This is a genomic window from Agrobacterium sp. DSM 25558, from assembly GCF_900100825.1.
Classification (GTDB): Bacteria; Pseudomonadota; Alphaproteobacteria; order Rhizobiales; family Rhizobiaceae; genus Agrobacterium.
Map to the genome: position 1 here is coordinate 1 of NZ_FMUD01000016.1, position 20396 is coordinate 20396.

19 protein-coding genes and 2 pseudogenes are annotated in these 20396 nt (G+C 55.7%); 6 read left to right on the forward strand and 15 right to left on the reverse strand.

Going from position 1 to position 20396, the window contains the following annotated elements:
* Positions 1-396: 396 nt before the first annotated feature.
* The 3 genes and pseudogenes from DSM25558_RS14590 to DSM25558_RS14600 all read right to left on the reverse strand — a co-directional run.
* Positions 397-882: pseudogene (locus DSM25558_RS14590) on the reverse strand (RES family NAD+ phosphorylase); the annotation flags it as partial.
* A 79-nt stretch (positions 883-961) separates the two neighbouring features.
* The gene (locus tag DSM25558_RS14595) at positions 962-1333 is read right to left on the reverse strand and encodes an antitoxin Xre/MbcA/ParS toxin-binding domain-containing protein (RefSeq protein WP_077105476.1); all 372 of its coding nucleotides are present in this window, start codon (positions 1331-1333) and stop codon (positions 962-964) included.
* 606 nt (positions 1334-1939) lie between these two features.
* Positions 1940-2764, reverse strand: coding sequence for an SHOCT domain-containing protein (locus DSM25558_RS14600; RefSeq protein ID WP_244554205.1), 825 nt, complete (start codon positions 2762-2764; stop codon positions 1940-1942).
* 663 nt (positions 2765-3427) lie between these two features.
* On the opposite strand from DSM25558_RS14600, the gene DSM25558_RS14610 reads away from it, so the two are divergent.
* Together DSM25558_RS14610 and DSM25558_RS14615 are read left to right on the forward strand one after the other, a co-directional pair.
* Positions 3428-4510 (forward strand): nucleotidyltransferase family protein, encoded by a 1083-nt coding sequence (locus DSM25558_RS14610; RefSeq protein WP_077105478.1) that lies wholly within the window; start codon positions 3428-3430, stop codon positions 4508-4510.
* A 610-nt stretch (positions 4511-5120) separates the two neighbouring features.
* On the forward strand, positions 5121-5366 hold the full coding sequence (locus tag DSM25558_RS14615) for a BrnA antitoxin family protein (RefSeq protein WP_077105479.1): 246 nt from the start codon (positions 5121-5123) through the stop codon (positions 5364-5366).
* Between the two features lie 50 nt (positions 5367-5416).
* Here the strand turns inward: DSM25558_RS14615 and DSM25558_RS14620 are convergent, their stop codons facing one another.
* The 4 genes and pseudogenes from DSM25558_RS14620 to DSM25558_RS14635 all read right to left on the reverse strand — a co-directional run bounded on the left by DSM25558_RS14620 (position 5417) and on the right by DSM25558_RS14635 (position 7613).
* A complete protein-coding gene (locus tag DSM25558_RS14620; RefSeq protein ID WP_077105480.1) occupies positions 5417-5725 on the reverse strand; it encodes a hypothetical protein in 309 nt (102 codons plus the stop codon).
* 211 nt (positions 5726-5936) lie between these two features.
* Positions 5937-6683: a histidine phosphatase family protein gene (locus DSM25558_RS14625; RefSeq protein ID WP_077105481.1), complete on the reverse strand. Its 747-nt coding sequence runs from the start codon at positions 6681-6683 to the stop codon at positions 5937-5939.
* Between the two features lie 203 nt (positions 6684-6886).
* Positions 6887-7141, reverse strand: a pseudogene (locus tag DSM25558_RS14630) (type IV secretory system conjugative DNA transfer family protein); the annotation flags it as partial.
* Between the two features lie 205 nt (positions 7142-7346).
* Positions 7347-7613: a hypothetical protein gene (locus tag DSM25558_RS14635; RefSeq protein ID WP_077105482.1), complete on the reverse strand. Its 267-nt coding sequence runs from the start codon at positions 7611-7613 to the stop codon at positions 7347-7349.
* Between the two features lie 148 nt (positions 7614-7761).
* Here DSM25558_RS14635 and DSM25558_RS14640 point away from each other — a divergent pair, with 148 nt between their 5' ends.
* Entirely contained in the window at positions 7762-8373 is a 612-nt protein-coding gene (locus DSM25558_RS14640; RefSeq protein WP_077105483.1) for a TetR/AcrR family transcriptional regulator, read from the forward strand.
* A 183-nt stretch (positions 8374-8556) separates the two neighbouring features.
* Here DSM25558_RS14640 and DSM25558_RS14645 read toward each other — a convergent pair whose 3' ends face one another.
* Positions 8557-9462 carry a LysR family transcriptional regulator gene (locus tag DSM25558_RS14645; RefSeq protein WP_077105484.1) on the reverse strand — a complete coding sequence of 302 codons (906 nt, stop codon included), beginning with the start codon at positions 9460-9462 and terminating at the stop codon, positions 8557-8559.
* 117 nt (positions 9463-9579) lie between these two features.
* Here DSM25558_RS14645 and DSM25558_RS14650 point away from each other — a divergent pair, with 117 nt between their 5' ends.
* Positions 9580-10635: an aldo/keto reductase gene (locus tag DSM25558_RS14650; protein WP_077105568.1), complete on the forward strand. Its 1056-nt coding sequence runs from the start codon at positions 9580-9582 to the stop codon at positions 10633-10635.
* Between the two features lie 295 nt (positions 10636-10930).
* Here the strand turns inward: DSM25558_RS14650 and DSM25558_RS14655 are convergent, their stop codons facing one another.
* From DSM25558_RS14655 to DSM25558_RS14675, 5 genes are all read right to left on the reverse strand, one after another.
* Positions 10931-12559 (reverse strand): FGGY-family carbohydrate kinase, encoded by a 1629-nt coding sequence (locus DSM25558_RS14655; protein ID WP_077105485.1) that lies wholly within the window; start codon positions 12557-12559, stop codon positions 10931-10933.
* A 52-nt stretch (positions 12560-12611) separates the two neighbouring features.
* A complete protein-coding gene (locus DSM25558_RS14660; RefSeq protein ID WP_077105486.1) occupies positions 12612-13340 on the reverse strand; it encodes an SDR family oxidoreductase in 729 nt (242 codons plus the stop codon).
* 21 nt (positions 13341-13361) lie between these two features.
* A complete protein-coding gene (locus DSM25558_RS14665; RefSeq protein WP_077105487.1) occupies positions 13362-14624 on the reverse strand; it encodes a sugar ABC transporter permease in 1263 nt (420 codons plus the stop codon).
* Positions 14621-15439 (reverse strand): ATP-binding cassette domain-containing protein, encoded by an 819-nt coding sequence (locus DSM25558_RS14670; protein ID WP_077105488.1) that lies wholly within the window; start codon positions 15437-15439, stop codon positions 14621-14623. Before DSM25558_RS14670 ends, DSM25558_RS14665 begins: the two co-directional genes overlap by 4 nt.
* A 73-nt stretch (positions 15440-15512) precedes the next feature.
* On the reverse strand, positions 15513-16541 hold the full coding sequence (locus DSM25558_RS14675) for an ABC transporter substrate-binding protein (protein ID WP_371480036.1): 1029 nt from the start codon (positions 16539-16541) through the stop codon (positions 15513-15515).
* Between the two features lie 292 nt (positions 16542-16833).
* On the opposite strand from DSM25558_RS14675, the gene DSM25558_RS14680 reads away from it, so the two are divergent.
* Positions 16834-17859 (forward strand): LacI family DNA-binding transcriptional regulator, encoded by a 1026-nt coding sequence (locus tag DSM25558_RS14680; protein WP_077105490.1) that lies wholly within the window; start codon positions 16834-16836, stop codon positions 17857-17859.
* Positions 17860-17979: 120 nt separating this feature from the next.
* Here DSM25558_RS14680 and DSM25558_RS29790 read toward each other — a convergent pair whose 3' ends face one another.
* The gene (locus DSM25558_RS29790) at positions 17980-18147 is read right to left on the reverse strand and encodes a GXWXG domain-containing protein (protein WP_143239591.1); all 168 of its coding nucleotides are present in this window, start codon (positions 18145-18147) and stop codon (positions 17980-17982) included.
* A gap of 146 nt (positions 18148-18293) precedes the next feature.
* Positions 18294-19541, reverse strand: a complete 1248-nt coding sequence (locus DSM25558_RS14690; RefSeq protein WP_077105491.1) for a M24 family metallopeptidase — start codon at positions 19539-19541, stop codon at positions 18294-18296.
* 222 nt (positions 19542-19763) lie between these two features.
* Between DSM25558_RS14690 and DSM25558_RS14695 the strand changes: the two genes are divergently transcribed.
* Entirely contained in the window at positions 19764-20330 is a 567-nt protein-coding gene (locus DSM25558_RS14695) for a hypothetical protein (protein WP_244554206.1), read from the forward strand.
* The last annotated feature ends 66 nt before the right edge of the window (positions 20331-20396 follow it).

Sequence of the window (20396 nt, forward strand, 5' to 3'; positions counted from 1 at the left end):
GGATCACACATTAGGAAACATGTCACCGCAACTCTGTGGATCACACATTAGGAAACATGTCACCGCAACTCTGTGCCTCATCGCTTTTGATCAGCCAGCCGATTGCCATTCAGGAATTTGTCGAGTTCAACAGTACGGGATCTGGAATAGCCGAACTTCTTCAGCAAATTGCGGCCACCGGTCTACGGCCGCTCGAACCTGCTCTATAACCTCCCTGGCATCTTGATCCGGGATCGACGCCCCCCTGGAAACCGCCAAAAGGTGAGACATGCCGGGGGTTCTACCTTCCCCGGCTATTGCCGCGCTGTGCTCACCGCCTGGTCCCGACGAAAAAGTAAGATCGTATGCGGGTGCAGAAACGCAAGCCGGTTTAGATCCTCCATTGGACGCCGCCGCCTAAGGCGTCTCCAAGGGGACACCACCGACCGCGATCCAGCTTCCCACAGAAGGATCGATTTTTTGCAAGGCCCCATCTGGATCGTAGACGCGCAGTTGCGATGCTGATCGCTCAGAGCTGCGAGAGATCACGCGATTGGTGCCACCGGGACGGGCTTGCGACGGAAACAGGATGCCATCCAGCCCTGAAGCCACGACATCATCCGCCATGTACCAGGTCGACGGCTCGATCGACTTGTCGAACCATTCGGCGCGCCAGTCGATCGCAAAATCCGCCCAAACGGCTGGCCACAGGCCGGGATCGAAGCCGGCGCTGAAGTCCGCCACGCGGAGTTGTCTGATGAAGAAGGTGCAGATCGTGCCCGGCTGTATCCATGGATTGTCCTGCTTGTACTCCCCCAGCACCGTCGCGTCGTCCGCAGACAGGTAAAGCGCCTCCTGACAGGGGCGATTGAAGCGCCCGCCGCGTCGTCCGCGCCCATACCGGACATTGGTGTCCCTGCATAAGCGGGCACGATCACCCGGTAGTGGGCGACATCGTCGTGCTCACCGATCATCGCCTCAATCATCCAGCGGCACCGCCTGCAAGCGACTCCAGATAAGCAATCACTGCCTCTGCCCTGCCTTCGTGAACAAGCGCGTCGGCTGTCTTGTAGCCGAAAGCACGTAGCGGCTCATTGCGAAGCAGGAACGCTGCCCTCTCCACATCGCCAGTCATCTCGGTGGATACGGCGAGCACGCGCACCAGGTCCTGCAGATATTTCTGCAGCTGGGGTGCCTGGGGCCGGGTCGTGGGTGTGTTGCGATGCACATGCGCGCGCTCCGCAAGCTCCTGCACTTGAAACCCGAAGAAATTTCCGACCCTCGCAGGAGACAGGTATTGGGTGTTGGGTTCCCGGAACCGTTCAACGAAGGGCTGCTGCAGCACGGCGTTCATGGCTCAATCCTCGCACTTAAAATGCGCTATTATTGAAATTAATTTCAACTCCACTTGACCTAAATATGCACTTAAATTGCACTCTGCGCAATTTTCACCTACCAGCCTGGGTGATCGGCACCTCTCCTAAGATGGCGCGATGCGACTGTTGTGGGATCGAGCTAGCACGTTGGACGGATCGCACGCTCTCGCAAAGGACAAGCCGCCTTGACCAATTCCGGTTTGTTCGTATGAAGGCTCTCAGTTATGTGGCCGACTGCTGAACGAGCGGCTGACGCAGGCCGGGGCCGACGCCATGGCCGTGTATAGGGCTTGCCGGTGGCTTTGGCCTGCCGAACTGCCAGATCGGAGAGTGGCGTGCTGTTTTAGCTGCTGAACGTGCGTCAGGACCCGCCGCAAATTCCAGTCGACCGCCCGTTCCGTATTCTTGGAATGACGGCCACAGCCAGTCTGCAATAATCATTCCCACGCGCAACGTCTTCGACTGTGAAAGGTGTTTTTACCTGTTTTATTATGCGGCCGGCCATTCGGAAGGGCGACAACGGAGGCACCACCTGCCATGAGCCAGCTTCAACTTATTATTCGAAAACGTGCGCATTGTTGCTTTTACAACCGCTCAAGCAGTTCTGTTTTTTTCGCTGAGAATTCTTCGTCCGAGATTATACCTTTTGACCGCAGACCAGCGAGCCGTTCGATTTTGCTGATAATATCATCTTGATGAAAAGCTGTCGGCTCGGAGACCAAGTTCGTGCTTGGAGGCGTCACAGAAGGAATCGGTGCTGCCTCCATCAGATTGGGCATCGCTCCCTGCGTGTCTTGAGGCGTCTCCGGGCTGCCAGCGGCGGTTACGATGTCGAGATCAGCCACCCGGACGAGCCCATGCTGAGAGGTGAAGGTTAATGACTGATCGCCGCTCTGCTGTTGGGAAAAGCCACCTATGTTGTGGTCTTTAGTATCATAAACGGTGATCTCTCCGTTCACATCGATTGCCAGCCTGCGGGTGACCGGGAAGAACGCGTATCGAAGGTTGTTCTGCGCGCCAGTCGACGAAGCCTGGCCGAGATGTTGTGGCCAAGAACTGCTGTGCAAACTTGACTGGTAAAAAAAGCTGCTTCCATTTCCCTGGCTTTGAGACTGATAAGGCCGATCAGATTTTGGGCCGGATAGCTTACCCGACCTTATGCAATCGGCAATCTCGGAGCAGAGCATATCGACCCGATGCTTCAGACCATTGTTGAACATGTCGCCGACCATGATCATGCCGCCGCTCGACCATTGCCCCATCCCGCCAAGTTCGGAGTGATTGAACTGTGCCTGATTGGTATGGCCTGCAATCAACGCCATTGTGAGATGCTCGATGACACCTTGGCTGACGCCGTGTCGCTGGGATAAGTCATCGACAATGCCTTGTTCGCGAGTATCTCTGATCACAAGCTGCGCTCCATTGGTTCGGAATTTCTTATTACATTTGCCGAGCTATGAAGATAGGCATGGCACAAGCTTTGACGCGTCAGCGAGTTTGGGCCACGCAGAAAAGGGCAAGCGCTCGGTGAACATCTGCAAAAGTCATACCGTGCCTCAGTCGTTGCCTCCCGAAAGCGCTTTGACCATAACCCATAATCAAGAGTTCAACGCAATCTGATCCTCGATTAAGACCGATTCCGAAATCCCAACGTTCGCCTATTGCTTCGATGAAGTCAGTTTCAAAATGATTACTGCCGGAGGCGTCGATCCAATGACGCTTCAACCGGGGCGACAGACGCTTCTTCACAATCTGACAAGCCCCCTGGCTCCCTCGCCAAACCTTCCCGCAAGGAGTTGCCTTCATGGATTTTTTGATTGGCTGGGCATAAAGATTTACGCGCGTGGCGACAAAAACAGCTCGGACAAAGACGGTGAGCGCCCCTTCGATCTCGTGGCGATAGACGCGCCAGCAGTAACCTCACCCAACGCAAAACGATCAATCGATCACATCGATATCCTCCGGGCACCACCAATTGGGGGTATGATTATAACGATCACGGCGCTCTACGATAAAACTTGCGCAAATTCAGTTACTATACTAGATTTGTGGAAATGTTATAGGAACCTTCCATGAAGCAGATCGATCTCATGTTCCGTACAATGGTCGCGGAGCTTCAGCAACGGACTTTCGATGCGCAGTGGTCGGCAGACTTTCCGCCAACAGGTCGCTTCGTCAAGGTGACGGTCGATAATCGTGCATATTGGTATTTCGATCAACCGAATGGTCAGGGTGGTCAGAAACGGCGATATGTAGGGCCGATCGATGATCGGGAAATTACGGCACGGGTCGAAACCTTCAAGGGCGAAAAGGATGATTTCCAGAACCGTCGAAAGATGGTCGCGGCTCTCACGCGCGAGGCGGGCATGATTGCACCTGATCGCTTCACTGGCACAGTCATCGAAACGCTAGCAGCGGCCGGTCTATTCCGTCTTCGCGGCGTCCTTGTCGGCACGGTCGCATTTCAATGCTACTCTGCCCATCTCGGTGTCCGCCTGCCTATGGCCGCGATCCTGACTGGTGATGCAGACCTGGCGCAAGACTATGCGATCTCAAGCGAAGTACAGGATTCGATACCGCCAATCGTTGATCTGCTGCAGAGCGTCGATCCATCCTTTCGCGCACTGCCCCATGTTTCCGGCTCGCCCCTCTCGAATGCCTTCCGCAATTCATCTGGATACCGGGTGGAATTCCTCACGACAAATCGAGGTGGTGAGGATTACTCGGACCAACCGGCAAAGATGCCCGCTCTTGGTGGGGCGTCGGCCGAACCTCTGCGGTTCATGGATTTCCTGCTGCGTGATCCGGTCCGAACGGTTCTGCTCCACAGTGCCGGCATCTCAGTCGTTGTGCCTGATCCGTCAAGATTTGCAATTCACAAGCTGATTGTCGCCGGTCGTCGCAAAGATGATACCGGTGGAAGAGCCAAAAAAGCTAAGGATTTACGCCAGGCCGGAATGCTATTTGAAGCATTGCAAGAAACAGGCGATGGCGCAAACCTCGCTGATACTCTGCGTGAAGCCTGGGATCGAGGTCCTTCATGGCGTAGCGCTCTCACGGCGGGCGTTGATGCCGTCGACAAGCAATACCAACCAGCGGTCCATAAGATTTTCGCGATTCTTCCGACCGATGAGGTCCATCACCATAGCACGTGATGCTTTCCGCCGAGGCTATGACGTCCGAGCTCTTGGTGCCAACACCTGGCGAGCCGATATGAACGCGACAGATGAAACCCGCACGCAGCAGTTTGCACGAGATTTAAAAGCGCTGGCTTTTGCGGATTGATCGTCAAGAACTGTGCTCAAGGTGCCATGGAAGACGACCTCAATATTGTCCTTTAGACTTGAGGCGCTTCTGCCCCCATCGCCTGATCTCGATTAACAATAAGCGCCGATGAAGACGTTCAGTTCTTTAGAAGAGCTCAAACCATCGAGAACCCATCGTCCCGCTTCTCAGACGTACCTCACTTGCGCCACGCGTGCTGGTTAAATCGGCGCTTTAAGCGCCCTCTCACAAACATCCAGCACTGCATGCTGTAACAGCTAGACGCGCTGCGCCACCCAAGCCATTTGTTCGTAATTGATTTCATAAGCGGGCCAGTATCGGGCATCGACATAACCTCAGGAACAAAATGATGTCCTGAAAAGCCATTGCTGATGCAAAGAGAAACTGGCAATAGCTATCTGGAATAAAGTTGAATGGTCTTCACTTCCATCAACCCAGCGTTAGCCTGCGTAAAAACACCGACTTCAAGGAAGCACGATCATGGCAACGAAACCCCGCAGACCATTAGACCCCAGAGACGCAGCCGAGGCTCTGTTTGCAGCACCCAAGAAAGCCGCGGCACCCGCCGTGGAAAAACGCGCTATTCCCAATACGAAAGAACTGGTGTCTTTGAAGATAGACAGTGATGTTCTTGCGTATTTTCAGCAAGATGGACCGGGCTGGCAGGAGCGGATAAATGATTTCCTGCGAACCGGCATGGTGGCGCAAGACGACGATGAGGTATGAGATGACAGGAACCTGGTGTCTGAGTCATAAACGCAACAAACCGGACTATCTCAGACCAAGGACACCGTCGTCCCACTATCCAGAACAATGTACAGGTCCCTGATCATGCCAGCAGCGAGAAGAAATGTGTCTCGAACCTGGCTGTCATCACGCCATCCTCGCTCAACGGATAATGCGGTCGTGTGAATATCAAGCACGATATCACGGCCGGGGCCGTTCGGAATACCGACTGCTTCGCGCAAATCCTTGATCGTTGCGACGGCACGCTCCAACATCCGACGCTTTTGAAACGCATCGAGACGGTCGATGCGATTGGCATCTCGAACAAGGTCACCAATGAAATCTGTCGTCAGGCTCATGGTTGAAAAATGCCGCACGCATCCGACTTTTCAAGTCTCGGCGGAACAAAAAGTACCAAAATTAGCGCTTTGATTTTCTCTGTGATCCAACAGCATCACCACACAACCGATACACGTAATTTCTACGGCTGTCGTCATCCAGCGAACGCTGCCCTAGCTCAGCGAGCTTTGTCTGATATATGCGAGGCCAGAGCTCACATTGCACAGGGTTTCAAGGCTCGGGTCCTTGCCGTATCGTGACCTCTGCGCCATAGGCTTGGCGCAGATCGTTCTGGCCAGGCTGACGGTCATTTGAATGATGCAGCAGCGTCGAGGTATATCCCATTTCACGCGTTCCCTCGATAAGAGTAACGTCGGCATTACCGGGATTGACGGAACGCTCGAACCAGTCGACCGGATGCTGCAGAAAACTCATTTCAAAGGCACGGTTGGTGACACCGTGGCCGACGATCACCACATTGTCGTGGCCATGTCGGGCCTCGTGCATGATGGTCTGCAGGAACAGCCGCATGCGCTGCGCGACATCGGCTCGGCTCTCGCCATCGGGCGGCCGGGCGTAGAATTTGCCGTTGTTGCTGCGCAGTCTTGCCCATTTTTCAAATTCATCGGGAAACTTTTGCTTGCGCTCGGCGTGATCGTAAATCTCAGTGAAGAGCCCAAAATCCTGCTCTCGCAACAAATAGTCTTCGCGCACCTTGCCGACGCGCTCGACAGGCAAGGCCTCAAGCAGAGCGTCCTTGCTTTGACGGGTCCGTAGGAACGGTGAGTACCACACCCGCAGCTTCTGCAAGCCCGGTTCTGTAAGGCCGTCCAAATAAGCCGCGACTGCAGCCCCGGCTTGCGTGGCCTGGCGATATCCCCAATGCGTCAACGGTACGTTGTGATCGCCAAACTGGCTGTAAGCCCGCTCATCCAGATTGCCCAGGGATTCGCCGTGGCGAACAAGAAAGACACGCATCAGCTATCCTGCTGCAAAGGTTAGGACGCCACAGCGGCCATGGACGTGGGACGCATGGTCGACATCCCTCGTGGCATCGGCAAGCCTTTATTATCACATGATTGCAGGACCGCGAGAGCACAAAAGCAGCGGCAGGCCACAAATTGCTGTATCGCCTCGTGGGATATCGAAAGCCTTCATTCCTGATAGGCGCGTGCGATACACTGCCTGAGATCGCCAAACCGGAAATCCGATCGCGTCAAAATACTAGACATGCGCGCGCTGTCGAGGAAATGCGTGTGGCGTTGTGCAGCCGACAGAACGCCCGTCGCCTCGCGGTCAGACTTGCCGAATTGACGATTGGCCGCGCGCGCAATCAGACCATTTGCGCCGTCCGTGTCCTGCATCTTTTTTAAAAGTGCGGCAAAGCGTTCCAGTGCCAAGGTAAAGTATTGGCGCAGGGTGACAAGGTGCCGGCGGATGCCTCTATACGCAAACAAAAACCGGCACCGCGTTTGAAAATTGTGCGACTTGCGCCGGGAGTTCATCCCGGCGGAATCCGTCCACGGTAAAAGTGGAGGTGTTACACGCCCAACAAAACAGTGGCACAACTACAACTGAACACTCGACAATCACTTTCGCTAATCCCGACCTCTGGGAAGCTGGCGCATGCCGCAGACAGAATTACATATTCGCACAACACGGCTCAAACGAGCCGACGAACAAGGGCTGCATGGTGGCTACAAGTGTACGTTTAGAGGAGGCTGCAAGGCTGGGGGTTCGGAATTTCCCAGTAAGTGCTGTCCCGTCGCGCATCTTTAAGGATCTAGCCGCTGAATACATCAACTCTTTAAATTCATTTAGAGCGACGCCATCCGCACGCATGACAGCAAGGATCAGCGGATCGCCGAAGATTTCGGCGAGCTTCATCTCGTCCTTCGTGTTTTTCATCGCGGTCTCCTTTCAACAAGTCCCACGCTCCCGAATATGGCGATGACTTGACAGTTCCGAGTTAGGGGTGTTACCAGTAAGTAACAATTCAACAGTTACCGACCAGTCACACCCATGTCAACATCACTTCAGGATAAAATTAAAACTCATGAAACCCGAAAAATCTGATCGCGCTTCCGAGCAGAAAATCGCGCCTCGTGACCGGATCGTTTCAACGGCCTGTCAGCTGTTTCGTGAACATGGCATACGCGGCATCGGGGTTGATGCCATCGCGGAAGCCGCCTCCACAAATAAGATGACGTTATATCGACATTTTGGCTCTAAAGATGATCTCGTATGCGAAGCGCTCAAGCATAGTTCTCGAACGCTGGAGAAGGCTTGGGAAGATCTTGCAACAGAGAACCCAGGCGACCCGAAGGCTCAGCTGACTGCATGGGTGAAAGCGCGCGCGGAATGTCTTTCCAGCGAGCCTTACGGATGTGATTTGGCCAATGCTGCGGTAGAGCTGAAAGAGCAAGGACATCCTGCGCATGCGATCATTGAAACATTGAAAATGGAACAACATTTCCGGCTCGCCGATCTTTGTCGTTCGACAGGCGTTACCGATCCAGAACTTTTAGCTGATACGCTATCCATGCTGTTGGAAGGGGCGCGTGTCAGCAAACTTGCAGCCGGCAAAGAAGGACCGTCGATGCGGTTTACGCGTGCGTGTGAAGCGGCAATGATCTCGTTCGGTCTAGGTGCGCAGGCTTCTTCCTGAATCCTGCGGGAGCACGGATGAAGTGATACCGAGAGCACAAAAGTAGATTTTGATCGCCCCACAGAATAACCATCAAACGAGACCTCGCCCCTTCGTCGTATTGTGTCATCGGACTTTCACGCTGAAGGTGTTGACCCACTCGAACCACTGGTATGGAATCCGCTTCATTCAGCGGTATCTCAGCTATGTAACCTTTCCCCGTTTGGCCAGGAAATCGAGAAGGGCGCGCACCCGCGACGGCAGCAGGCCTCCCTGCCCGATATGGATGGCATGAAACTCCTCCCGGTCTCCAGAATTATACTCCTCGAGCACCGGAACCAGACGGCCGGCCTTCAGATCGCCGCAGATCGTGAAATTGGCGAGGCGGGCAATTCCGCTTCCACCGAGCACCAGCTGTCGCAGAGCCTCGCCGTCACTGGCTTGGATCCGGCCGACGACTGGGACAAGAACCGTCACACCCTTCGATATCATAGGCCAGCCAACCATCGCGCGGGTGTAGCCCAGGCCCAGCGTGTCATGCCTTTCAAGGTCTTCGATAGTCAGGGGCAGACCACGGCGGTGAGCATAGGACGGCGCAGCAACGATGGTCATCGCGGTGTCGCCAAGTTTGCGCGCGACCAGGCTTGAACTTTTCAACGGGCCTGCGCGCACCGCCACGTCCATTCGATCTCCAAGGAGATCAACGACAAGATCGCTCTGTACGATATCGACGGTAATCGCAGGATATCGCTCCATAAATTCGGGGAGTATAGCGGCGAGCACATGAGTGGCATAGGAGGCGCTGGTGCTGAGGCGCAGGCGACCACTTGGAACTTCACCCGCACTGGTGGTCCGCTCCGCATCTTCGATATCTGCCAGGATACGCGTGGCCCGCTCGAAAAAGATGCAGCCTTCGGCAGTAAGCTTGAACACGCGCGTCGAACGGTTGATGAGACGGGTACCCAGACGCGTCTCCAGCCGCGCGACCAGTTTGCTCACCGCGGAGGGCGTCATTCCGACACCGCGAGCAGCCGCCGAAAAGCCCCCGCGCTCGACGACTTGCACGAAGACCTCCATTTCTCCGGATCGATTGACTTCTGCTCGAGCCATTGGTCCCCAAATTCACAAATGTTGTTCCAGACCGCAATCTATATCATCCAAGCTGGATCTTCTATCTTTGCCCAACAGTCCTGGAATTCGCTCCCATTCTCCGAAAAGGAAGACAACATGGAATACCGTTCTCTTGGCCGATCGGGACTCAAAGTCTCGCTCCTGAGTTTTGGCGCAGGCACGTTCGGAGGTACAGGCCCCCTCTTTAGCGCTTGGGGCACTTCCGATGTCACCGAAGCCAGGCGACTCATCGATATCTGCGTTGAAGCTGGCGTCAATTTGTTTGATACCGCAGATGTCTACTCCAACGGCGCGTCGGAGGAGGTGCTGGGTGCAGCGCTGGAAGGTCGTCGCGATACCGTGCTGATATCAACGAAAACCGGCTTACCTATGGGGGATGGACCAAACGAGGCGGGCTCTTCCAGATTTCGTTTGGTTCGGTCAGTCGAAGACGCACTTCGCCGACTTCGAACCGACTATATCGACATCCTGCAACTGCATGCTTTCGACGCCCAGACGCCCGTCGAAGAAGTCTTGTCGACCCTTGATACGCTTGTTCAGGCGGGAAAGGTCCGCTACGTCGGCGTCTCGAATTTTTCGGGGTGGGAAACCATGAAGTCGTTGGCCGTCGCCGACAAGTACGGATGGCCTCGCTACGTCGCCAATCAGGTGTATTATTCCCTCTTGGGCCGAGACTATGAGTGGGATCTGATGCCGTTGGGTATGGATCAGGGCCTTGGAGCACTCGTGTGGAGCCCGCTGGGGTGGGGTAGGCTTACGGGTAAGATCAGGCGGGGCGTTCCCATTCCGAAGGACAGTCGTCTGCACGAAACAGCAAGCTTTGGTCCTCCAGTCGATGAGGAACACCTCTATCGCGTCGTCGATGCTCTCGAAGATGTCGCAAGACAGGTCGACAAAACAGTTCCGCAAGTGGCACTCAACTGGCTCACAGGTCGGCCCACTGTATCTTCCATTATCATGGGTGCGCGAAACGAGGAGCAGCTCCGACAGAACCTTGGAGCGGTCGGCTGGCAGCTAACGAGCGATCAGATTGCTTTCCTGGACGATGCCAGCATCGTTACCCCGCCATATCCGCATTTCCCCTATCATCGCCAAGAAGGCTTTGCTCGACTTAACCCACCGATAGTAGGTTCCATCACGCGTCGATGGTAAGCGTCGATGCTGGGCGTCTTGAAAGGCGGCGCTCTTGGTACGGGACGTTCATGCTAGGAATATTCGCGCGCGGCCGAGATGCCGACTGCAAGCCATCTGGCGAATTCCTAGCCGCCACGGACGAAATCCTGGGTCGAATGCCTCCCGAGGCCCGTGCCTGGGAGCTGCCGCAAACATTGATTTCTTATTCTTGTCTATCTACCACTTAAACGAGCTAGCAGTCAGCCCCGTCTGAAGTGGAACCTCGGCGGCTTTATGCGTCTGAAAAAGGAAACCGCAAGGCGTTTCAGACGGCTTAAGATTCTCGAAAGCTTCGGCCCAAGTCTTGAAACGAACTAAATGCAGCGTAACGTTTGGCATGAATTGCTGCCAAATCGCCTCCTGCTGGGGTGTAGATTTTCGCAACACGGCAAAGACTTGTCATCGCTGAACGTGCATCCGAGAAAGCCCCGCTGGCAACAGCACCGAGGATAGCAGAACCAAGGAGCACCGGTTCTTCCGATACCGTGGCGACGACAGATTTGCCGCAGGCATCAGCCAGAACCTGACGGACCAAATCGTGCTGACCGGCACCTCCGCTTATGACAACGCGCTCTACATTCGCGCCTGCTTCTGCCTGAACCTCGATGATTTGCCGCAGGCCATATCCGATGCCGCAAAGTCCGGCGACGTAAAGTGCCACGAGGCTTTCGAAGTCACGATCCATGCCAAGGCCCGCGATTACCGCACGCGCGTGCGGATCGGCAAAGGGCGCGCGGTTGCCGAGAAATTCGGGAACGACGTGTAGCCCTAGCGCAAGGTGAACGACATCTGACGCGCTGACTGAGCGTGCGACGGCCTCATCGGCAATCAGGACCGGCAGCGGCACTCCTTGGCTTGAAGCCTTTACCTGCGCCTCCGCAGTTGCTGGATGGAACGAGAGCAACCGGTCGATTGCAGCGCCTGCAGCGCTCTGTCCGCCTTCGTTGAGCCACATGCCTGGAACCATGGCAGAGAAATAAGGTCCCCAGACCCCTGGCACGAAAACTGGCTCCGTTGTCGAGGTCATGGTGCAGGAAGATGTTCCGAAGACATAGGCGAGATTGCTCTCGGGACTCCCATCAACACCTGCGGTTCCGATGCCACCGGCATGGGCGTCGATCATGCCAGCCGCAACGGCCGTCCCCGGCAATAGTCCCATGGCCTTCGCAGAGTCCTTCGACAAGCCTTGGCCAAGCGGTGTTCCCGGCTCAACGATAGTGGTGCCGATGCGGGCAAATTTTTCCTCGGCCAGTGTTCCAAGGCCGATCTTCTCGAAATAACTCGGGTCCCACCGATTTTCATGCGCCAGATAGGTCCACTTGCACGTGACGGTGCAGGTCGACCGGGCGAGATCACCCGCTGCTTTCCAGGTCAGGAAGTCGGCGAGATCGAAGAACTGCCATGCTGCATCGAAGGTTTGGGGGCGATTTTCCTTCAGCCACAGCAGCTTCGGCGTCTCCATCTCCGGCGATATCCGGCCGCCGACATAACGCAGCACGTCATGCCCCAAGGCATTGATCCGTTCTGCCTGACCAACGGCGCGGTGATCCATCCAGACGATGATATCGCGGTTCTCGTCTTCGGAAGGCCCCACGGGCAGGGGGCGTCCACCCTCACCCAACACGACAAGCGAGCAGGTCGCATCGAAACCCAAACCGATGACGGCGGCCGGATCGACGCCACTGGTGCTCACCACCTCCCGCACGACATAGCATACGGCATCCCATATTTCAGCGCTCGACTGTTCAACGATCGCACCAGCTTCGCGAAACAGCGAAATGTTTTGCTTGGCCACCGCCAGCATTTGGCCATCCAGATCGAAAAGGCCAGCGCGCGCGCTTCCAGTCCCGACATCGATGCCGATAACGTAGCCCGACATGGTGGGGTTCGCTGTATTGTTCATTTTCTCTGGCTCTTAAACGTCGTGAGGATCGAAAGATGACCGTTGACGCCGATCAAAGATCGACGCTGTTGGGCAAGATGACGAGATCGCGGATGGTAATATTGCGCGGCCTCGAGAGCATGAAGAGGACAGCGTCTGCCACTTCCTTCGGCTGCATCAGGCTGCCATTGGCAAGAGCATCCTCCAGCTTGGCCTTCGGCCAGTCATCGATCAATGCCGTAACCACTGGACCGGGCAGCACTGCGCCAACACGCACGCCATGCGGCGCGACCTGACGACGGGTGGAATGCACGAATGCCTGAACCGCGAATTTCGATGCGGTATAGATCGGCTCCCAAACAACGGGCACGACACCGGCAATCGAACTGGTAAACAGGATGTCGCCTGACTTTTGGGCAATCATGTGCGGGAGCACCGCATGCACCGAGCGGAAGGCGGCATTGATATTGAGGTTCAGCATCCGGTCCCATGCATCCGGATCGCCTTCAGCCACCGGTCCGCCGACATAGGCACCGGCATTGGCGTGAAAAATATCGAGCCCGCCGGCGACGTCCAAAATACGTGGCAGCATGGCAGAGACTTCAGGCCCATTCAGCAGATCAACCACCAATGGCTTGGCTTTGTCCCCAAGTTCAGCACACAGAGCCTCTAATTTGTCCTTGGCGCGGTCGATCAACACGACGGTCGCGCCTTCGGCGAGCAGAGTGCGGGCGCATTCCAGGCCGATGCCCGATGCGGCACCCGTAATAGCGGCAACCTTGCCCTTCATGAGTTCAGTCATCAGAGTTTCTCCAGTATGGTATTAGGCGCGGCCATGGCTGACGCGGGACCGACGTGCTAGCGAGTCGACAATGACGGCGATGGCAAGGACTGCCCCGGTTATCATGTAGCGCAGCGATGAGTTGAGGTTGAGCAAGGTCAGACCATTGGAAATGGCCTGGATGACGATGATGCCTAGCAGTGCCGAATAAGCACTACCGCGCCCACCGAAAAGGCTGGTGCCGCCGATAACGGCTGCCGCGATTGCATTCAGGTTGACGTCGCCGGTACCGGCCTGCTGGCTGGACGAGGCCAGCCGCGAAGCAGACAGCACGCCGCCGAGCGCACCCAGTGTCGAGCACAGCATGAACGCGCTCATATAGATACGGCGGACATTGATGCCGGAGCGACGGGCCGCCTCCCTGTTGCCACCGACGGCAAACATCGACCGGCCCCATTGGGTCTTGGTCAGTGCGTAATTGAGGATGACGGCCAATGCGACGAAAAGGCCGAACATGTAGGGTACGCCGCGGCCAAGGTTCAGATAGTAGACAGCGAATTCAAAAATCACCGTCAGCACGATAGCCTTGATCACCAAGCTGCTGAGCGGCTGTGCCGACAAATTGACCGCTAGACGGCGCTGACGAACGAGGTAGCCGGTGACGACCAACACCAAGCCTGGTATCAGAGCCAGCGCATAGGACAGCCAGTCTGGCATCACCAAAATCTGACCGAAACGTACCAGTGGCGAGGCATAGGGAAGATTGATGCTGCCCGTCGGGCCAAGGATGTAGAGCTGTAAGCCGAGCAAGGCGAGCAGGCCTGCAAGTGTCGCCACGAAACTCGGCATGCCCAGGCGGTTATACATGACGGAATAAAGAGCGCCGACCAGCGCGCCAAACACCAGAGCCGCGAAAATCGCGACGGTGATTGGCAAGCCGGTGTTTACCCACAGCACGCCAATGATCGCGGACGACAGGCCACTCATCGAGCCGACGGACAGGTCGATCTCTCCGAGCAAGAGCACACAGACGATGCCAAGCGAAATGATACCGACCGTAGCGCAATCAAACAGCAGATTGACCAAGTTGTTTGGAGCCAGAAAGACCGGGTTGAGGATGCTGAACACTGTCGAGATGACAATCAGACCGATGGCCACCGGCAGCATGCCGAGGTCGCCAGAGCGCACGCGGTTGAAGAAACCGCGGACCATTCCCGCTATGCCGTCATCATGCTCGACGCGAACATCGCTGCGGTCGAGAGCTGACGTCTTGCTGGACGGATCGTTGGACATATTCTGGCTCATAAGGGGCTCCCGGTCGTTTCCGTGTGTCCGGTTTTGCGCTCATTGCGGCGTGACACCGAGTTTTCGGTCGCACCAGTGATGGATGCGACAAGCTCCTGATTGGAAGCGTCGGGTTCGAAGACGCCGTTGTTTCGACCGAGCCGCAGCACGACGATGCGATCGGCGACGGCGCGAACATCTTCCATGTTGTGGCTGATGATGATGACACCGAGGCCACGGTCGCGCACCCGCTCGATTAGGTTCAACACCTCGGCCGTCTGGGCAACGCCAAGCGCGGCTGTCGGCTCGTCTAGCATGATGATTTTGGGATCAAGCAGCAGCGATCGCGCAATCGCAACCGTCTGGCGCTGCCCGCCGGATAGCGAGGCAATAGGTTCCCGCACGGATGGAATGCGCGCAGCAAGCTCCTTGAGCAGCGTCCAGGCGCGAACTTCCATGGCGACTTCGTCTAGGTTCCACGGCGACATTTCATGGCCGAGGAAAAGATTGGCAACGACATCGAGATTTTCGCATAGCGCCAAATCCTGAAAAACGGTGGCTATACCAAGTTCCAGCGCGCGGCTGGGACTATCGAGAGAGACGTCCTGACCGCAAAATTCGATCGTGCCTGAGGTCGGCTGGTGAACGCCAGCCAAAACCTTGACCAGGGTAGATTTGCCCGCACCATTATCACCAACCAGCGCAACGACCTCGCCGGCCCGCACCTCCAGGTCGATATCGGTCAGTGCCGACACCGCACCAAATTTTTTCGAAATTTTGCTCAGTCTGAGAAGTGTGCTCCCCTTCTCCGGGACGATTGTGTGTGTCTGCACCATGAGATCAGGCTCTTTGTTGGTTCGCTGACATGTCCGACCGGACAAGGATGTCCGATCGGGCAACTGAGGACGATTACTGCGTGATGCCAAGCTTCTTGCAGCCAGCGGCGTATTCGCCGGTGCAAACTTCCTGGACGGTCTGAATCTTCTTGTCGAAGATTTCCGCCTTTATGTTTTCCGCCGTGACAACAGCGGGGACGAATAGCTCGGAGGGTGTATCGTAAAGAGAGGTCTTGGCCTCAGGCTTCTCGCCTTTCAGGAACTGGACCGCCACTTTGGCCGCTGCAGCCGCAACGATTTCCGAAGGCTTGGAGATCGTGTTGTATTGGTCACCGGAAATGACCAGTTGCAACGCCGCGATGGTCGCGTCATTACCTGTCACAGGCGGAACCGGATTGACGCCAGCGGCCTTGAAGGCGGCAATCGCGCCGCCGCCCGTGCCGTCATTGGCTGCAACCACGCCCTTGATGTCGGCACCGAAGCGGGTGATCTGGCCCGCAGCCCATTCCTGAGCTTTAGGCGGAGCCCATTCGGGCGTGTCGAATTCGGCCAGCGTTTTGTAGCCCGAATCCTTCAGGCCGAGATGCACGCCATCGCGGATCAGGCCAGCGGCCGCATCCGTGGGTGAACCGTTGATCTGGAGAACGCCTGCCCCAGCGGGAACACCGCTCGCCTTTAGATGCGCGACGAGAGACTTGGCAATTGCTTGGCCTATCCCCTGATTGTCGAACGAAACATAGTAGTCAGCTGGCTTTGCAGGGATGGGACGGTCATAGGCAATCACCTTGACCTCCTGGGACTGAGCGATTTCGACGAGGGCCGCGGCGGCTGCGGAATCGACGGGGTCGAGCACAATCACCTTCGCGCCCTGGGCGATCACGGAGTTAAACTGCTGCTGCTGAAGTGCTGCATCGCCATTGGCATTCTGATAGATCAGCGTGCACTTTGCGCAGAGCTTTGCCATTTCGGCTTTGAAGCCCGGATAGTCGTGGTTTTCATATCGTGTCGAAGCCTGATCGGGCATTAGGAACGCGACGGTAGCCGCCTCCTGCGCGGAAGCCGATCCCGCAAACATTGCACCAGCAGCAGCTGACACCAACATCATTGAACGAAGTCTCATAGTCTCCTCCTCTTGAATTCAAAATTGTTACCGAGAGACGCGTTCCGGTTTCTCCAAGCTTCTTCCGTTTCTGCCGCAAGCAGCAGAACTGTCGATCAATTGCTGTCGGGGTGTATCCCGGCGCAAAAATAAACTGGAAACCAACTCGGATGCCTCCCGGCCGACCCTCCACAGTCAACCAATAACATCGATTGCGCAGCTTTGCTCAATCGATGAAGCAGATTGCTCCTTTACCGGATTGATGTCAAGGCTATGTTTGGAAGTGGAGGAATGTGTGAATCAGGACAAACCGACGAAAAAGACCACAATCTACGATTTGGCCACACTTGCGCAGACGTCCGCCAGTGCAGTCAGCGCTGTGCTCAATGGTACCTGGAAGAAACGCAGGATCAGCAGCAGTCTGGCCGAGAAGATCACGCAGATCGCGAAGGAACAGGGCTATGCGGTGAACATGCAGGCCAGCCTGCTGCGTCGAGAGAAGTCGCATATCATCGGCATGATCGTGCCAAAATACGACAATCGCTATTTTGGATCCATTGTTGAAACGTTTGAGACGATGGCGCGAGAGCGCGGCCTGTTTCCAATCATCACCTGCACACGGCGCGATCCTGCGCTTGAGATCGAAGCGGCCCAAACCCTTTTGTCGTATCAAGTCGAATGGCTGGTCTCGACGGGAGCAACTGACCCCGACCGCATCAGCGATCTTTGCAATCAGGCAGGCGCGCGGAGTGTCAATCTCGACCTTCCCGGCAGCAAGGCACCATCGATCATTTCCGACAACTTCGGTGGAGCATACGAACTGACCCGGCGAATTCTCGCCAATAGCAAACGCAAGCTGGGCTCAGCCCAACCCCTCCTCTTCATCGGCGGTCGCGGCAGTGATCACAATACCACTGAGCGCGTTCGCGGTTTTCGCGCGGCTCACCACGATATCGGCATTCCAGTCGACGACACTCATATTCTTGCATCCGGTTACGCCCCGGAGAAGGCCGAGAGTTCCCTTCAGGCACTTGCACGCTCCGGTGATCCGCTACCTGTTGGTATGTTCGTGAACTCAACGATTTCACTGGAAGGCGTTATGCGCTGGATCAAGCGATCAGGGTACTACAAGGACCGCACACCGATCATCGGCTGTTTCGACTGGGACCCCTTTGCCGCCTTGCTGGGGGATGAAATCGAGATGGTTCGGCAAGATGTTCAAGGGATGTTGGATGCCGTCTTCAACGTTATAGACAAAGGCACGACGACGGGACCGCTTATAGAAATCCCACCAATATTTATCGGTCCTGAGCAAATGTAATTAAATCGACATGGATGAGCCTCTTACGCGTCCATGTCTCAATCCACGCAGTTGCGCCTGGGAGACCCGCGGACGCTTCGCCGCTTCATTGAAGAGTTAGCACAGGTACCAGATCCGGGACTAGATTACCGAGCGGCGTCCGCGCTGAAGCCCATCTAGCCCATGACCGGTGAGAATTTCAAAACCGCGCCAGCGCCCGTTTATGAAATCGAGATCTGCGGCTAGAAGCGCATCGATGGCCTGAAGGATTTTCTCCGGCGACGCCCCGCGGGTGGATAGAATTTTCAAACCTTTGCAATTGTTTTTCCGAAACTCGCTTTTTTATATATTATATATATCAGGACGAGTGGCACCAAATGAGGATTGCTGACAGGCTGATACTGGACGGTGAAAAAGTTTGGTCGACTGTAGGTCCGGTGTTTTTTTTGAGTTCGTTACGAATGGTTCTGCGTGTCACCCGCGACGTTCCGCAATCCACGTGGCATGCTGTTCATGCAATCCAATCCTGTTGAGGTAACAAGAAATTGGTCCTCAATCATAAGCGCTCCAAAATTCTGTCCATAAAAAGGGGCTTCGAGCGCCACAACCATATTGGGCTCGATGACTTCCGGATTTCCTGCAGAAAAGAACGGCCACTCTTCTATCCCGACGCTCCCACCAACGGAGTGACCGAAATGACCGCGATAATATTCGCCAAAACCGTCACGGTGCATGGAAGACAGCATGGCTTGATGGACAGCGCCGAAGTTGTTGCCTGGCTTGATCTCTTCTAGGCCTGCGGCAAATGCTGCTTCCAGCGCTTTGAAGATGTCCTGAGCCAGCCAGGATATTGGACCGTATGAGAAGGTCCGCGCGCTGTCAGACGAATATCCATCGACCAGTGTGCCGACGTCGGCCTTGATCAGGACGCCCGGTGCGACTACGGCCGACATATCCGACAAGTTTGGACCAACCGAAATGAAATCCCAGTGTCCGCTTAAAGCAAACCCGTTTGCTGTTGCTGCGTCTTGCGCGCCGATCTTCCACTCTGCGGAGAGTTTGGATAACGAAGCGCCTGGGCGGATGTTCTCAACCATGCGTGCAAGGCCGCCCTCCGAAGCAATTGCAGCATTGCGCAATCGTTCGATTTCGACTGGCGTCTTGACGGCTCGCAGTCGACGCAAAACCTCTGAACCATCCACCCACTGAACTTTCGGCACTGCCCGCTTCAACGCTTCAAAGTCAGCGGCTGGCATGAATTCGAGATCGACACCGATTCTGCCGCCAGCAAGGTTACGCTCCTTCAACAGATCAAAGAGCAGATTGAAACTTGCTACACGGTCGAAAGTCTCCGGCCTTGGTCCTGTTGCACCGCTGCCATTATAAAGGGCATCGATATCGGAAACGGCTCCGGCACCAGCCATATCGACCGTGTCGATCCAGATACGGTGAATGCGAAGATCAACAGCGGGTACCTTCTCAAGGATATTACCCGCTGCATGGTCGCTGACAACAGCTCCCAGACGGGCAGATGCATCGGCTGGCAAGAGTGCGACGGCAGCCCCAGCCCTGCCCCACATCGTCGCCACACCGGCTGATGCGCCGATCACGTATCGAAAGGCCTCGGGTTGAAACAGAGCGAGTGCATCTAACCCAGCCTTCTGCATCAATCGTTCCGCATGCTTTCTGTCGACATCGCCCATAGCTGCCCCTTGCATTTTAACACTTACGACTTAGCGGAGCTTTTGACGACACGCTAGCGAGAGAAGACACGTCCAAACACCGTCTGAATTTGCAGAACGCATTTGATATTAAAAGCATTGCTGCCGTGCTCGAGCGGGAGACCACCACTATCAAGGAACTGAACGCGCCTGTTACGGCGCGACGAACACTGTCAACGAGAGATTTCGGAGGCCGATGCCTCAGTGCAACTCTATGCCAATATTTACCGGATATATGTGCCCCTTCAATATTCAGGGCCTTGTCGCCCGCCTCCATACACCTTGCTCGATCAAATTTTTAATGTTGCGATAGCCTGTCCCTTTTCTTTGGGGGTGTGTAAAGCACGCATGGAAGCCGACAAAGGAACGCAGATGTCTTTCACCGTAGAGAAAATAATTCCCGCTGCGCGTATGCGCCAGTTCCATCAGATGGTGGATCGCTGGCTTAACGAGGGTCCGATCAGGCTCGCGACAAACGCTACGATAACGGCAATGGACAATGCCGGAATCACGAAAGCCGAACAGACGGCGATCATCGAGGACCGGGATATCATCATGAGACACAATATGCGTCTTGGTGTCATCAGCGAAGTCTTCGCACAAGCCATCGAGAAAACGGTGAACTCGTCGCGATCAGGCAGTGATGCACAGGATGAGATTGCTCGCTTGATTGTGACTGCAGTTGGCATTCGCCAGAACGATGACAGTGAACGGATCACATTCACTTTCACTTCTCAAACTGAGGCAGAAGTGTTCGATAAATCTATCTGAAAGCATCTCAAGCAGGTTGAATTGTGATTGCTTGAGAGCCACCCAGCCGTTGCACCGCCGTTCGCC